The sequence below is a fragment of the Pseudomonas asturiensis genome (assembly GCF_900143095.1).
In the GTDB taxonomy this organism is placed as follows: Bacteria; Pseudomonadota; Gammaproteobacteria; order Pseudomonadales; family Pseudomonadaceae; genus Aquipseudomonas; species Aquipseudomonas asturiensis.
The window spans coordinates 385379-400766 of the sequence record NZ_FRDA01000004.1 but is presented as its reverse complement, the minus strand read 5'-3'; the positions used below and the strand labels follow the sequence as shown (position 1 = coordinate 400766).

Here is a 15388-nt window from a genome sequence, read left to right as displayed (position 1 = left end):
AAACGCTCATTTCATACGCCCGTTTGATTTGGGTACGCACACCATCAGGCAAAAGCGGATAATTGTCAATTCGCCAAAACGCCAATAAAAACGGCGGATTGCAAAAGGCACAAGCGATTCCTGACCCGTCAACCGATGTTTGATTTGTCATCATTCAACGAATTGATAACGTGCAGATAAGGCCAAAGCCTGCAGATTCTGCACCGTTGAGGCTCATTTGCGGGAAGTGTCGAGAAAAACGCGACAAAAGAGAGCAGAAGGTCTACAGTCAGCGCACTGCGCCACAAGAGGCCCGCGATGCAATTGGTGGCGGGCGCGCAGCGGTGATAACCGGCATTCAGCGATCTGGGTGCCGGCATACCAGGAATTATCGGCCTGCCTGGCCAACCCCGGCCCGATGTTGTTATCGGGCTTTTTATTGCCTGCGATTCAGCCAATGGTCAGGCGAGCGCTTTGAGCACTGCATTAATACGCTGCAACACTTCTGCTTCGCCCCGCTCTGACCAGTACACAGCAATCATCTGTGCATCCGCCTCGACCTTGAAGACATCAGCCGGCAGCGTGCTGAAGTGGTCGAGCAAAGCGGCGTCCTCACACGGCTCACGCCAGCGGTTGACCCAAGCTCCCGGCTCACGCTGCCAGTACACCCAGACATCCGGTTTCGAGCTTCGGCGTGGACGATGGTATTGCGCACACGGGCTGGGAGGCTCCTTGGCAAGCCAGTGCGGCCACTCCTGAGGTGCCAGTTGCATGGCCATGCCGATACGCCGCGCCTCCATGCGCAACGCCATTCTGCCACTCTGATGACGCGAGGGGCGCAACCAGACAAGTGGGCTCAGCATCACACAAATGATTGACAGGACTATCCAGACCGTCATATTTCTTGCCCCCGCCCGACTCAGGCTAAAAACAACAATTTGAAAACAGTGGCTTGCACGGGGTCTGCCCAGATGCGAACGAAAGCGCCATACTCACCCCATCGCCACCCTCTCAGAGGACATCCTCATGTCGTATCAACATATTCTGGTTGCCATTGACCTCACCGACGAATGCGACCCGGTCATTCGCCGCGCCCGAGAATTGGCAGAAGCCAGTGGCGCGACGCTGTCGATGGTGCATATCGTGGAACCCATGGCGATGGCCTTCGGAGGCGACGTCCCGATGGACCTGTCACAACTGCAACAACAGCAGTTCGATCAAGCCAAGGAAAAGCTGGAAAAACTGAAGATCAAATACCCGCAGATGAAAGCAGGTGAAAGCCACTTGGTCTACGGCCAGCCGCGCCAGGAAATTCACCATCTGGCCAAGATTCAGCACTGCGACCTGATTGTCGTCGGCAGCCACGGCCGTCACGGCCTGGCTTTGCTGCTGGGCTCCACCGCCAATGACGTGCTGCACGGCGCACCTTGCGATGTGCTGGCTGTACGCCTCAAGAAGCCGGAATAAGCTTGGCGCAATAGCTAAAAAGCCCGGACATGATCCGGGCTTTTTAGTGCCTGACGAGTCAGACGATCACTCGTCCAGCTCGGCCCAGCGCTCCAGCAACGCATCCAGCTCGCCCTGCAGGCTTTCCATCTGAGCCAGTGCTGCGGTGGTCTGTTCGGCGGGCTGCTGATAGAAGCCCGGCGCGGCCATTTCAGCCGTCAGAGCAGCCATCTTGCCTTCAACTTCGTCGATCTGGCCCGGCAAGGCTTCCAGCTCACGCTGGTGCTTGTAGCTGAGCTTCTTCTTGGCGACCGGCATGTCCTGAGCGGCTACCGGGGCAGCCTGAACGACAGCACTGGCCAGCTCGGCCTTGCCGGACTTGGTGTCCGCCACACCCAGCAGGCGCGGAGAGCCGCCCTGACGCAACCAGTCCTGATAACCCCCTACGTACTCGCGCACCTTGCCCTCGCCTTCGAACACCAGCGTGCTGGTGACGACGTTGTCGAGGAATGCCCGGTCGTGACTGACCATCAATACCGTGCCTTTGAAGGTCAACAGCACTTCTTCAAGCAGCTCAAGGGTTTCAACGTCCAGGTCGTTGGTCGGTTCATCGAGGACCAGCAGGTTGGCCGGCTTGCTGAACAACTTGGCCAGCAACAGACGGGCCCGCTCGCCACCGGACAGCGCCTTGACCGGCGTGCGGGCACGCTGCGGGCTGAACAGGAAATCACCCAGGTAGCTCAGTACGTGACGGCTCTGGCCATCGATATCGATGAAATCGCGACCTTCGGCCACGTTGTCGATCACGGTCTTTTCCAGGTCGAGCTGGTGACGCAACTGGTCAAAGTAGGCAACGTCCAGACGCGTACCCACTTCAACCTTGCCGCCAGTGGGCTGCAGGTTGTCGAGCATCAGCTTGAGCAGTGTGGTCTTGCCCGTGCCGTTGGCACCCAACAGACCGATACGGTCTTCGCGCTGCAGGACCATGGAGAAGTCCTTGATAAGCATCGGACCGCCCGGATGCGCGAAGCTCACGTTGTCCAGGACCATGACCTGCTTGCCGGATTTCTCGGCCGTGTCGAGCTGGATATTGGCCTTGCCGGTGCGTTCGCGGCGCTCGCTGCGCTCAACGCGCAACTCTTTCAGGGCGCGCACGCGGCCTTCGTTACGGGTACGGCGGGCCTTGATGCCCTGGCGAATCCAGACTTCTTCCTGGGCCAGACGCTTGTCGAACAGTGCGTTGGCGGTTTCTTCGGCCGCCAGCGCCGCTTCCTTGTGCACGAGGAAGCTGGCGTAGTCGCCGTCCCAGTCGATCAGTCCGCCACGGTCCAGCTCCAGAATACGGGTCGCCAGGTTTTGCAGGAATGCCCGGTCGTGCGTGATGAACAACACGGCGCCCTGGAAATCCTTGAGGGCTTCTTCAAGCCAGGCGATTGCGCCGATGTCCAGGTGGTTGGTCGGTTCGTCGAGCAGCAGCAGGTCAGGTTCTGAAACCAGTGCCTGAGCCAGCAGGACACGGCGACGCCAGCCGCCGGACAGCTCGGCCAGGGTCTTGTCGGCAGGCAACTGCAGACGGCTGAGGGTGCTTTCGACCAATTGCTGCAAGCGCCAGCCATCGCGGGCCTCGAGGTCCTGCTGCACATGCATGAGCTTGTTGAGGTCTTCCTCGGTCACGCAGTTCTGAGCCAGATGGTGGTACTCGGCGAGCAATGCGCCAACGCCGTCCAGACCTTCGGCCACCACGTCGAACACTGTCCGTCCGTCGGCTACCGGCAATTCCTGGGGCAATTCGCCAATCTTGAGGCCCGGCGCGCGCCAGACAGCGCCGTCATCGGGCTTCTGAACGCCTTTGACCAGCTTCAGCATGCTGGATTTGCCAGTGCCATTGCGGCCAATGATGCACACCCGCTCACCACGGGCGATCTGCCAGGACACCTTGTCCAATAACGGCATGGCGCCGAAAGCAAGGGACACATCGCTGAATTTGAGCAGGGTCATGAGCTTCTCCAAAAACCGGGCGCGCATTCTACCTGAGATAGCCGGTGGATGTCGGGATTCGTCGCAGGTGCCGTCAGCGTCGCTCTCTCTTTATAACGGCTAATTATTTCTACATGAGACAACGTTGTCGTGAGTGCTTTCACCATGAGCTGGCAAAAGGCTAAGCTAGCCGCACTTTTCACGACTCATCTGCTCGGAAGTCTCATGCGCAGTCGTTTGTTCAGCTTTTTATCGTGCCTGCTCCTCTCCGCCACCGCCGTCCAGTCTGCCCATGCGGTCGATATCACCCAGCAACGCAAATACTACGACGAGGCAAAACGCGCACTGGCCAAGGGCGACTCAGGCCCTTATCAGATGTACAGCACTGCCCTCGCCGACTACCCGCTCGAGCCGTATCTGGAGTACGACGAGCTGACCGCACGTCTGAAAACCGCCAGCAACGCCGAGATCGAGAAATTTCTCGCCGAGCACGGCGACCTTCCCCAGGCCAACTGGATGAAGTTGCGTTGGTTGCGCTGGCTGGCCGAGCGTGGCGACTGGCAGCCGTTCGTGAAGTACTACGATCCCAAGATGAATTTCGTCGAACTGGACTGCCTGTATGGCCAGTACCAGCTGAACAACAATCAGCGCGCCGAAGGCTACGCCAGTGCCGAGAAGCTCTGGATGACCGGCAAGACCCTGCCGGGTGCCTGCGACGGCTTTTTCGCTCAATGGGCCGCAGCAGGCCAGTTGACCGAACAGAAACGCTGGCAGCGAGCCAAGCTGGCAGCTCAGGCTCGCAACTACAGCCTGGCCAATACCCTGGTCAACAGCCTCAATTCACTGGCGCCGCAGGGCAAGTTGCTGGTGGCGGTTGCGCAAAAGCCGGAAATGATCAACAACCCCGGACAGTTCGTGCCCGTAGATGAAGCGATGTCCGACGTGGTGGGCCTCGGCCTGCGTCGACTGGCGCGCCAGGACCCGCAGAAAGCCCTCGCAATGCTGGACAGCTACGCGATTACCATGCATTTCTCCCGCGAAGAACAGGTGGAAATCGCCAAAGAGATCGGCCTGACGCTGGCGCGTCGCTATGATGATCGCGCGCTGGAGGTCATGACCAAGTATGACCCTGACCTGCGCGACAACACCGTCACTGAATGGCGCCTGCGCCTGTTGCTGCGCCTGGGTCGTTGGGAGGATGCCTACGAACTGGCGCGTCGCCTGCCCAAAGACCTGGCCAGCACCAACCGCTGGCGCTACTGGGAAGCCCGGGCGCTTGAACTGGCCCAGCCCAACAGCCCACTCATTGCGGCGCTGTACAAGGACGTGGCCAAAGAGCGTGATTTCTACGGTTTTCTGGCTGCCGACCGCACCCAGAGCCCTTATCAGTTGAACAACAAGCCGCTGGTACTCAGTCAGGCGTTGATCAACAAGGTTCGCAATACACCGGGTGTACGCCGCGCGCTGGAATTTCATGACCGTGGCGAGATCGTCGATGGCCGACGCGAGTGGTATCACGTCAGCCGCCTGTTCAACCGCGATGAAATGGTCGCCCAGGCCAAACTGGCCTACGACCTGAAATGGTATTTCCCGGCGATCCGCACCATCAGCCAGGCGCAGTACTGGGATGACCTGGATATCCGCTTCCCGATGGCGCACCGCGACACACTGGTCCGCGAAGCCAAGATCCGCGGCCTGCATTCCAGCTGGGTATTTGCAATCACCCGCCAGGAAAGCGCCTTCATGGACGATGCACGCTCAGGCGTTGGCGCCAGCGGCCTGATGCAGTTGATGCCCGCGACCGCCAAGGAAACCGCTCGCAAGTTCAGCATCCCGCTGGCCTCGCCACAGCAGGTACTCGACCCGGACACCAACATCCAGCTCGGCGCCGCCTACCTGAGTTCAGTGCACGGTCAGTTCAACGGCAACCGCGTGCTCGCCTCTGCCGCCTACAACGCCGGCCCCGGCCGCGTACGTCAATGGCTCAAGGGTGCCAACCACCTGGCCTTCGATGTGTGGGTGGAGAGCATCCCGTTCGACGAAACCCGTCAGTACGTACAGAACGTGCTGTCGTATTCGGTGATCTACGGCCAGAAACTCAATTCGCCCCAGCCGCTGGTGGACTGGCATGAAAGGTTTTTTGACGATCTTTGACGCCGGGCGCTGACCGCCCTACGACCATCCATACGCGCGCGTGCCCATGCCCTGCAGGGGTACGCGCTTCAGGATCATCGTTTACTTGCGCCTACCTGGCTTCCAGTCAGATTGGCAACGGTCATGCTGATCTTGTGTCGCTACTTATCCAGATCCGACACTTCTTGCATTCGCTCGCCGATCGATCGCCTCAACCAATCGGCGTGGAACTGCGTCTCCTGCTCCGTGAGATAGATCGGCAACTCACGCGTGGCCCGCTTGCCGTCAGCACCGACGAAGCACACCGCAAAATGGCAGATGAATCCGAAAGTGGTCATCTTGCAGGGCGTAATGCGCAGGATGTCGCTGTAAGGCACACTCTGCACGGTCGGTGTCCGGGCAGGGCGACACTGAGTGAACGTGAGACGCTGCTGGTCCTCATCAAAGCAGAAGCCCAGCGCTTCGGGCTCTGAAGCAAGCCAGCGAAGCACCCAGACGGCCACCAGCACGCAGATGAACATTGCCATCCAGATCAGCGGATTATCGATTACCTTTAACTGCTCCGCCGCCAGACCCTGTCCGGGGTAGATCAGGTTGATGGTCAGCACCACCAGACCGTAAACCGGCAAGGCAAACAAGATAGCCACAACGTACAACACCGTCCCAGAGATCCCGGCCTGGGCACCTCATCCGGACAGTCCCACTTCGAAGGATGCTGTGAACCTGACACGGCGGTGCCCGTCCCGTCAGGAGCACTGAGCGACGGCGGCGAATGTATGACGTCCATGCGTGCGACTCCCGAGAACGATGACCTGGCAAGCCAACGGACTCAGAGTGGACAGCGGCGTAAGGCAATCACTCAAGCACCTCAACGTCCATCCCCACCTCGAGCTCACCCGGCCCGACATTGAGCATGTTCTGGCCGAACATGACATTGCCTTCGACCTCGCGGTAAGTCTTGAGCGTGGTGAAAGGTTCACGGTCGGGACTGCGTTCGCCAGTGGCAGGGTCGATGGTGGTGAGAATGCAGCGCGCGCAGGGCTTGAGCAACTGGAACTCCATCGCGCCAATACGGATGCGCTTCCAGTTGTCCTCAGCGAACGCCTCGGCACCTTCAATCACCAGGTTTGGCCTGAAGCGCAGCATTTCCACAGGCCTGCCGAGCCTGGCAGACAGATCGTCGAGCGAACCCTGCCCAATAAGCAGCAGCGGAAAGCCATCGGCAAAGTTGACCCGGTTATCGATGGATCCGTACCCGCCGGGCAGCCAGCGAGCACGCTCGACCGGCATGTAGACCAGGCGTGTCGGCTTGCCGATGAAGCGGCTGACCCACTCGGCTGCTTCTTCACCCGCATCGGGCACTTGCAACGAATCTCGCCAGACCGTCACGCCACGCAGCGTGTCCGGAACATCAGCCGGCACGGCAACATCCAGCGGCGCGAAGCCAGGCGCACTGAGCGTCACCCCGCCGCTGGCGTTCCACAACACCGACAGTTGCGACATGTGAGCGACTGCGCGCTGGGTCAGGAAACGACCCGCGCTCTCATCAACCAGCATCCAGCGTCGATCACCTGACAGCCCAAGGCTGTCGAACGACGCTCGCTGCAGGACTTCCGCCTTGCAGGATTTAAGAGGATAGCGATAGAGAGAGCGCAGACGTAGCATGACCTGATCCTTGGGTGGCTCGATAAGCCTTGACGTGAGGGCCAAAGCTTATACGAACAACGACCCGGCAGGCAGCCTGGATCTGTAGACGATCAGCCCTGTCAGCTGTTGGCGAGCATCATCAGACGCTCACGCACGACCTCGACCAGCTTGTCGGGCTGAAATTTGGACAGGAAGTTGTCGCAACCGACCTTTTTCACCATCGATTCGTTGAAGCTGCCCGACAGCGAGGTGTGCAGGACAATGTACAGGCTGCGCAAACGGGGGTCATTGCGAATCTCGGTGGTCAGACGATAGCCGTCCATCTCCGGCATTTCAGCGTCGGTAAAGACCATCAGCAGTTTTTTCTGCACGTCTTCACCGGCGTCAGCCCAGCCCTTGAGCATGTTCAGGGCCTTGAGACCGTCGCTGGCCACGTGCAGCTTCAGACCGAGCTGCGAAAGCGTGTCACGCAGTTGGGACAAGGCGACCTTGGAATCGTCGACCAGCAGAATCTCGCGACCACGTGCATCTTCCAGCACAGGGTCTTCCAGCTTCTCGCGGGACACCTTGGCGTTGTAAGGCACGATTTCGGCCAGGACTTTCTCGACGTCAATGATCTCCACCAACTGGTCATCGACCTTGCTGATCGCGGTCAGGTAGTGCTGACGGCCGGCGCTGGCAGGCGGTGGCATGATCGCGTCCCAGTTCATGTTGACGATACGGTCCACACCGCCGACCAGGAACGCCTGAACGGAGCGATTGTACTCTGTCACGATGATAGTGCTGCCAGGCCCTGGCACCAGCGGACGCATGCCGATGGCCTGAGACAGGTCGATCACCGGCAGGGTCTGGCCACGCAGGTTGACGACTCCGCAGACAAAGGAGTGTCGTTGCGGCATAAGCGTCAGTTTGGGGAGCTGCAGCACTTCCTGGACCTTGAACACGTTGATCGCGAATAACTGCCGACCGGCAAGGCGAAACATGAGGATTTCCAGGCGATTCTCGCCCACCAGCTGTGTGCGTTGATCTACTGTGTCGAGAATGCCAGCCATTTTAGCTCCTGAAGCGTTGGTCACGATGAGTCTGCTTAACGTGTATCGGCTGAAACGAGCCGGACCTTAATGGCGATGAAAGGCTATTCGCGACCATTGATGTCACATTACCATCATGCTTTACTGATGTCGCACTCAAGACGCGCATCGCGATGACAAAATCGCCCATCGCTGCCTTCCGGCAAGGCAAGATTCCTCTTTCGCATACTAGGGGTGAGCCCTAATGTCTATCAGGGACATCCTGATATGATCGGTATCTTATTGCCACTATTGTGACGCCATTCTCATTGCATGAATGGAGTCAGGCTTTTGTCAGCGTTCCAGCCCTCGCATTCGGCCAACCCGGCAGCCATCGCTGTTTCAGATATTCGGGTCGTCGTTGCACACCACACACTGCGTGATTCAATCACGGGTAAAGGGGTGGAATTCTCCGAAACGACACTCGCTGAACATCAATACGACATCATCGAGATACATTCGGAAACGCCCTACAGACTTTCAGATGAAATCGACATTTACTGTCAGCCATTCGCCGCGGACGGACGTTCGCTATCCATGATGTGTGGAGTTAAAGGATGCTGAGCAGCAACGATTGGCACCAGAAACATGATCAGTTTCTGATCGAGTCCCAGGCGCTTCTCTACAAGTCGGAAGAGTGTCTTTCACACCTTGAATTGATCGGTCATGACGAAGACGCCATCGATTGCCTACTGAGATCGCTGCGTCTGCTGGCCGAAAAGGCCGACACTGCCTCGGTACAGTGCATTGCCGACTTCTCTCGCCAGTTGCGCAGCCTGCTCGACGACACAGGCTGTTCAGAGGGTCTGTCACTGGAAACACTGAGCACGCTGAAAAGCTGTCTGTCGCTGATTTCCTGGCAACTGGAACTCCTTGATCCCCGGACAGGCGAACTGATCATGGATAACGAAGAACAGCAGATGTTGCTGCATCGCCTTGCCAGCCTTTCCGCTCAACCTCCTGCCACCCCGGACCACACACGGGGTTAGATCGACACTCCCCGCTCGTTCCGACAACCGTACTGTCTCGTTCCGTTGCCCGAAAAGAGTGAAAGGTGCCCTATCCCGCTGCTTTGAATATACTTGAACAGTTATTCACTCGTTATCCGATAGCACTGTGATATCAATTCATAAAACTATCGGTCATGACTCTTTACGGCGCCATCTGTCATGCATGCCAGTTCCAGGTATCTATCGCTCAAGCCTCCGCTCTCCAGAATCATTGCGTGGGCTACGGGCGTGCTGTGCTTGGTGGCCGCGCTCGCCAATATCGCGCTGTACATAAACGCCTACCAACTTTCAGCCACTCTTCTGGGGCTCAACCTGATCACGTTCGTGACGGTCTGGCTGTACCAATGGCGTTCCAGCCGGCTGATTCAGTTGCAGCCTCGCGAACTGGCCGAACGAATGCTCGAAGTTCAGGAAACAGAGCGTCACCGACTCAGCCGGGAGCTTCATGATGACATTGGCCAGATGCTGACGGCCGCGCAGCTGCAATGCGCCTGGTTGCAACGCCGACTGCCTGCGGAACTTCATTCCCCTGCCGAACAGCTCACTGGCACGCTGGCAGAAACACTGGAAAAGGTGCGTGACCTTTCCGCGATCCTCAACCCGCGCCAACTGTCGAGCCTGGGACTGGAAGCCGGCTTACGCGCTCATCTGGTGTCAGTTCTGGCCAACAGCCAGATAAGCTGGAGCCTGGAGTGCAAACAGCGGTTGACCGGCATTCCCGAGGAAATGGCCGTGGCGGCCTACCGCATCACTCAGGAAGCGGTCACCAACATGCTTCGCCATGCCCAGGCGACTAATGTGCTCATACGCATTCAACGCCTGCCCGCCGGTTTGTCGCTGCTGATTACCGATGACGGCACAGGCTTCGACCCTGCAAACCGTCCTGCACAGCATGGCCAAAGTGGTCTGTCAGGAATGCGTGAGCGCGTGCTTCTGCTGGACGGGTCCTGGTCGCTCTACAGCAGCCCCGGATCAGGCACCCGAATCGACATATTGTTTCCCTGGGCGCCTCGCACAGATGGGCGAGCCCATTCACACAAGAAGCGACAATGACCTGCACTCTGTTACTGGTCGATGACCACTCACTGATCAGAGCCGGCGTCCGTGCGCTGGTGTCAGACATTCCCGGCTACACCATCGTCGGTGAAGCGGCCGACGGCGCGCACCTGTCGGACCTGGTACAGCGCCTGAAGCCTGACATCATCCTGCTGGACATTTTCATGAAGGAGGTCGACGGACTCGACGCCCTGGAGCAGTTACTCAAGGTGCAACCCGATTGCAAGGTGCTGATCCTGTCGATGCATACCGACCCGGACATGATCATGCGCGCCCTGGAGCAAGGCGCCCATGGCTATCTGCTCAAGGACGCTACCGCGACCGAGCTGGAGCAGGCACTGGAAGCCCTGCGCAACGGTGAACGCTACCTGAGCCCCGCCATCGCTCACACCGTCATCAACCGCGCCCTGCAAGGTCCCCGCCCGGACAAGCCCGCCATCACGCAGCAGAAGTACAACCTCACCGCGCGCCAGCTGGAAATTCTGAGGCTGATCGTGCGCGGCAAATCCACACGGGAAATAGCCGCCGGGCTGGACCTGAGCATCAAGACTGTCGAGACCCACCGCTCGCAGATCATGAAGCGTCTGCAGATCTTCGACGTCGCCGGTCTGGTGCTGTTTTGCGTGCGCGAGCAGATTATCAGTCTGGACGACTGAGCAACCCCGACGACTGGCTCAGCACCGGTGAATCATCCGGCAGATGCACATTGAGTGCGCCCGGCCGAGCCTCGAAGCGAAGGTCTTCGCCAGACAGCGGCTCGCCGTCCAGATTGATGTCCAGACCCTGTGCAGACTTGAGTTCGACCCACGGCAGCCGCGCACGGATGAACATGTTGTCGAAACCAAGCCCTCCTTCCAGCAGACTCTTGAGCGTACTGACCACTTCCTGAGGCGCGGGCAGGATACTGATGTCCAGCAACCCGTCATCGGCCAGCGCCGCAGGGCATAGCACGTGGCCACCGCCCGCCTGCCGTCCGTTGCCGATGCCCAGCGCGAGCAGGTCGCCCCGCCAGTGGAAATCCGGACCGATCAGCTCCCCATGGGCAGCGTGCAGCTCACCGAAGCGCGTCAGGCCGGTAAACAGATAAGCCGCACCGCCCAGCACTTTCTTGAGGTCCTCTGACGTATTGGCCGTGACCTGGCTGCCAAATCCCCCGGTGGCCATGTTCAGGAACAGCTTGCCGCCCACTTCACCCAGGTCCACCGGACGTGGCGCGACCTCCATGAGTTCGAGCGCCTGAGCCACTTCCAGCGGTACGCCCGCAGCCCTGGCAAAATCGTTGGCTGTCCCCAACGGCAGAATAGTCAGGCTGGCGCCCGAATCCTCTGCCAGCGCCAGTGCCTCGGCGATATCCCGCAAGGTGCCGTCCCCTCCCCCGGCCACGATATGACGATGCCCTGCAGCTAGCGCCTCGTGGACCAGACGTTGTGCGTCGCCGGCTTCCCAGGTCAGACGAACATCCAGCTCCCAGCCTTGCCGGCGTTTTTCAGCGACGCCGTTGCGAACATCTTCATTGAGCGACTGTTTGCCGTGAAGAATGAGCATTGCCCTGCGTTGTGTCATGAAACCCCCTTTGGTGACCTGTACGAGTACCGCCTGTGAGTGACGCTTGTTTGCCAGCGCCTGACTGCATTTGGCACAGCGCAAGGATGTGACCCCGGTGAGATCAAAAAAGCCCCTCGATCCGGATAATTTTTTTCAGCTGCACACTCCGTGGTTTTCCCCCGTATTTACTGGCCTTTGGCCGCCGGATGGATGTACTGACCAGGGCCCTGTACCCGCAAATGAATATTTCCCCCTTACGCTTTGCGTTACATGGGCTTTACTAAAGCCAAATCAGCCAGCCAAGGGTTTTCACTCACAAATGACTGAAAAGTCTTACATTAAATCCAAAAGCCGCCGACATACCAAAAGTGATATTCACAATTGACGCAACTGAAAAGCCATCCACTCGACAACTAATTGGCTATCTTTCGAAAGAACCTTAATAAAGATGTTTTTTTGACTCGGTCCTGCAATGACCGAATCAAGTCACAAACAGGCAACGTAGACAGGCAATGAGAACCTTTTTACAGGCCAGGGAGTTTTATGAGGTTGCAACCGGTAGACAGTCTCTCGCTGACTCGCACCAGCCTGGTGGAGTACTTTCTGCTTGGCATTCGCCTGGCGCACGCCTTTGCCTGCATTCTGCCAGGGCTGCTGATTGTCACGTTCATGCAGCAGGGCATCCAGCAGGAAGTGCAGAGCCATTTGGCGATGCAGGTCTTTTTCGGGGTCGTCGTGGTCCTGATTTTTCAGGCCATGGGGGTGTATTCAGAAGCGTTGTTCAGCAACGCTTTGCGACTGCGCGGGATCATCATCGCCTGGTCGGCTTCCTTCGGCCTGTTGCTGTTCATGCAGCGCACGCTGGGGCTGTTCGCAAGTTTCACCAGCGAGCAGTTGCTGATCTGGTATCTGGCCAGCCTGACACTGTTCTGCGTCATTCGCCTGCTGTTGCTCATGGTGTTCAGGCACCAGATGCGCAAAGGCGTGTTTTTGCAGAACTCAGTGATTCTGGGGGCCACCGAAAACGGCCTGCGCCTGGCTGAATACCTGCTTCGCCACCAGGACATTCGTTCCGGGGTCATGGGGTTCATCGACGATCGTATCGGCCGTATGCCCAAGACCGTCGCCAACCTTCCGCTGCTGGGCAACACCAGTGACCTGGAGCGCCTGATTCGCGAAGAAAAAGTGACCCAGGTACTCGTCGCCCTGCCGTGGACGGCGGAAAACCGCATGGATCACATCATTCACGAGCTGCGTCGTCTGCCGGTCAATGTGTTGCTGGTGCCGGACATGGTCGCGTTTCGTCACAGCCATAACCGCATCACCGAAGTCGCCAGCCTGCCTATGTTCAATGCCTCGGACGTACCGCTCAACGGCTGGTCGCCGTTCATCAAGCGCGCCGAAGATATCGTGCTGTCCTCGCTGGCGGTGCTGGCGCTTTCCCCGGTGATGCTGCTGGTTGCACTGGCGATCAAGCTCGATTCGAAGGGGCCGGTGTTCTTCCGTCAAAAGCGCTACGGCTACAACAACCGGCTGATCGAGGTTTTCAAGTTTCGCTCCATGCATCAGCACCAGGCCGATGCTACAGCGGAAAAACAGACCACTCGCGGCGATGCCAGGGTGACGCGAGTGGGACGCTTCATCCGCAAGACCAGCCTGGATGAACTGCCACAGCTGTTCAATGTGGTAGCGGGCAGCATGTCGATGGTCGGCCCGCGCCCCCATGCGACGGCAACCAAAGCAGCAGGCATTCTTTTCGAGCAAGCGGTGAAGGAGTACACGTCGCGACATCGAGTCAAACCCGGGATCACCGGTCTGGCTCAGATCAACGGCTATCGTGGTGAAACAGACACCGTGGAAAAAATCGAAAAGCGCGTCGAATTCGATCTTGAGTACATAGAAAACTGGTCTGTCTGGTTCGACCTGTACATCCTAATGCGCACTGTTCCGGCAGTGATTTTCACCCGTGAGGTTTATTGATGAGCACCCTCATTCCTTGCATCATCGCTGGCGGCTCAGGCACTCGCTTGTGGCCCGTCTCTCGTGAAGCCATGCCCAAGCCGTTCATGCGCCTTCCCGATGGCGAAAGTCTGCTGCAGAAAACCTTCAAGCGTGCCACCGGCCTGCCTCAGGTCGAGCGCCTGCTGACAGTGACCAATCGGGAAGTGTATTTCCGCACCGTGGATGACTATCGGCAGCTCAACAAGGGCAAGGTCAGGCTGGACTTTATCCTTGAGCCCTTCGGGCGCAACACCGCAGCGGCCGTGGCCGCCGCCGCCCTCCATGTGACTCGCCTGTACGGCGGCGACGCTCAGTTGCTGGTGCTGCCGGCCGATCACCTGATCACCGATGTCGAGGCATTTTCGCGTGCCGTGATGGAGGCCCGTGAGCTGGCCGAACAAGGCTGGCTGGTGACATTCGGCATAGTGCCGACCAAGGCGGAAACCGGTTTCGGCTACATCGAAAAGGGCCAGTCACTCAACGCCGATGCGTATCAGGTGGCACGCTTCGTCGAGAAGCCCGATGCACTGACGGCGCAAGGTTACCTGGATGGCGGCCTGCACCTCTGGAATGCCGGGATGTTCTGCATGCGGGCAGATGCCGTGCTGCACGAGCTGGAAATCCATGCCCCCGACGTCTTGAGCGCAGTGCGCACGTGCCTGGCGTCGAGCACGAGCAAGGAAGGGAATCGCGAATTGCAGGTCGAGCTGGACAGCGAGTCGTTCGGTCTGACACCTGACATATCCATCGACTACGCGCTGATGGAGCGCTCCAGCAAAGTGGCGGTTGTGCCATGCCAGCTGGGCTGGAGCGACATCGGCTCATGGGAAGCGGTGCGCGAGCTGACCGGAGTCGACGCGCAGGGCAATCAGTGCAACGGGCAGACCGTGCTGCACGATGTGACCAACTGCTACATCGACTCGCCCAAGCGGCTGGTGGGTGCCATCGGCCTGGACAACCTGATCATCATCGATACGCCCGACGCATTACTGGTCGCTGACGGCGCGCGCAGTCAGGACGTGAAGATCATCGCGCAGGAGCTCAAGCGTCAGGGCCACGACGCCTACCGTCTGCATCGCACCGTGACACGCCCATGGGGCACCTACACCGTGCTTGAGGAAGGCAAACGCTTCAAGATCAAACGCATTGTGGTGCGCCCGCAAGCTTCACTCTCCTTGCAGATGCACCACCACCGCAGCGAACACTGGATTGTGGTCAGCGGCATGGCGAGCGTGACCAACGGTGAGCGCGAATTCATGCTCGACACCAACGAATCGACGTTCATCAAGCCAGGCTTCACCCACCGCCTGGTCAACCCCGGCGTGATTGACCTGGTCATGATCGAGGTGCAGAGCGGCGAATACCTTGGCGAGGACGACATCGTGCGTTTCACCGATATCTATGGGCGCGTACCCGAGGCCGCAGTGAAAAGCTGAAACACAGCCGGGCAAGGCCGTTGATCCGGCCCTCCCCCGGCCCTTAGACCACTACCGCAGCACCTGGCAGTACCTGCCAACATGATTT

At 58.9% G+C, this 15388-nt stretch carries 14 protein-coding genes; 8 read left to right on the top strand and 6 right to left on the bottom strand.

What is annotated here, in order from left to right; translation table 11 throughout:
- Positions 1–440: 440 nt before the first annotated feature.
- Positions 441–878 (bottom strand): hypothetical protein, encoded by a 438-nt coding sequence (locus BUB69_RS09885; RefSeq protein ID WP_073165373.1) that lies wholly within the window; start codon positions 876–878, stop codon positions 441–443.
- A 127-nt stretch (positions 879–1005) separates the two neighbouring features.
- Between BUB69_RS09885 and BUB69_RS09880 the strand changes: the two genes are divergently transcribed.
- Positions 1006–1446, top strand: coding sequence for a universal stress protein (locus BUB69_RS09880; protein ID WP_073165370.1), 441 nt, complete (start codon positions 1006–1008; stop codon positions 1444–1446).
- 66 nt (positions 1447–1512) lie between these two features.
- Here BUB69_RS09880 and BUB69_RS09875 read toward each other — a convergent pair whose 3' ends face one another.
- On the bottom strand, positions 1513–3423 hold the full coding sequence (locus BUB69_RS09875; RefSeq protein WP_073165366.1) for an ATP-binding cassette domain-containing protein: 1911 nt from the start codon (positions 3421–3423) through the stop codon (positions 1513–1515).
- A 204-nt stretch (positions 3424–3627) separates the two neighbouring features.
- Here BUB69_RS09875 and BUB69_RS09870 point away from each other — a divergent pair, with 204 nt between their 5' ends.
- Entirely contained in the window at positions 3628–5556 is a 1929-nt protein-coding gene (locus tag BUB69_RS09870; protein ID WP_073165363.1) for a transglycosylase SLT domain-containing protein, read from the top strand.
- Positions 5557–5696: 140 nt separating this feature from the next.
- Here BUB69_RS09870 and BUB69_RS09865 read toward each other — a convergent pair whose 3' ends face one another.
- The 3 genes from BUB69_RS09865 to BUB69_RS09855 all read right to left on the bottom strand — a co-directional run bounded on the left by BUB69_RS09865 (position 5697) and on the right by BUB69_RS09855 (position 8234).
- A complete protein-coding gene (locus BUB69_RS09865; protein ID WP_175561683.1) occupies positions 5697–6182 on the bottom strand; it encodes a hypothetical protein in 486 nt (161 codons plus the stop codon).
- Positions 6183–6390: 208 nt separating this feature from the next.
- A complete protein-coding gene (locus BUB69_RS09860; RefSeq protein WP_073165360.1) occupies positions 6391–7200 on the bottom strand; it encodes an MOSC domain-containing protein in 810 nt (269 codons plus the stop codon).
- A gap of 101 nt (positions 7201–7301) precedes the next feature.
- Positions 7302–8234: a chemotaxis protein CheV gene (locus tag BUB69_RS09855; protein WP_073165357.1), complete on the bottom strand. Its 933-nt coding sequence runs from the start codon at positions 8232–8234 to the stop codon at positions 7302–7304.
- Between the two features lie 309 nt (positions 8235–8543).
- Here BUB69_RS09855 and BUB69_RS28465 point away from each other — a divergent pair, with 309 nt between their 5' ends.
- From BUB69_RS28465 to BUB69_RS09840, 4 genes are all read left to right on the top strand, one after another.
- A complete protein-coding gene (locus tag BUB69_RS28465; protein ID WP_141121840.1) occupies positions 8544–8816 on the top strand; it encodes a hypothetical protein in 273 nt (90 codons plus the stop codon).
- Positions 8810–9241: a hypothetical protein gene (locus tag BUB69_RS09850; RefSeq protein WP_073165354.1), complete on the top strand. Its 432-nt coding sequence runs from the start codon at positions 8810–8812 to the stop codon at positions 9239–9241. The genes BUB69_RS28465 and BUB69_RS09850 overlap by 7 nt, the downstream gene beginning before the upstream one ends.
- Before the next feature lie 180 nt (positions 9242–9421).
- Positions 9422–10315 (top strand): sensor histidine kinase, encoded by an 894-nt coding sequence (locus BUB69_RS09845; protein WP_073165351.1) that lies wholly within the window; start codon positions 9422–9424, stop codon positions 10313–10315.
- Positions 10312–10974 (top strand): response regulator transcription factor, encoded by a 663-nt coding sequence (locus tag BUB69_RS09840; RefSeq protein ID WP_073165347.1) that lies wholly within the window; start codon positions 10312–10314, stop codon positions 10972–10974. Before BUB69_RS09845 ends, BUB69_RS09840 begins: the two co-directional genes overlap by 4 nt.
- On the opposite strand, the gene yegS is transcribed toward BUB69_RS09840, so the two are convergent.
- Complete coding sequence (yegS, locus tag BUB69_RS09835; RefSeq protein WP_073165692.1) at positions 10958–11881, bottom strand: lipid kinase YegS; 924 nt, start codon at positions 11879–11881, stop codon at positions 10958–10960. The two genes, BUB69_RS09840 and yegS, sit on opposite strands and share 17 nt — an antisense overlap.
- A 525-nt stretch (positions 11882–12406) precedes the next feature.
- Between yegS and BUB69_RS09830 the strand changes: the two genes are divergently transcribed.
- Positions 12407–13843: an undecaprenyl-phosphate glucose phosphotransferase gene (locus BUB69_RS09830; protein WP_073165345.1), complete on the top strand. Its 1437-nt coding sequence runs from the start codon at positions 12407–12409 to the stop codon at positions 13841–13843.
- Positions 13843–15300 (top strand): mannose-1-phosphate guanylyltransferase/mannose-6-phosphate isomerase, encoded by a 1458-nt coding sequence (locus BUB69_RS09825; RefSeq protein ID WP_073165342.1) that lies wholly within the window; start codon positions 13843–13845, stop codon positions 15298–15300. Before BUB69_RS09830 ends, BUB69_RS09825 begins: the two co-directional genes overlap by 1 nt.
- Positions 15301–15388: the final 88 nt, after the last annotated feature.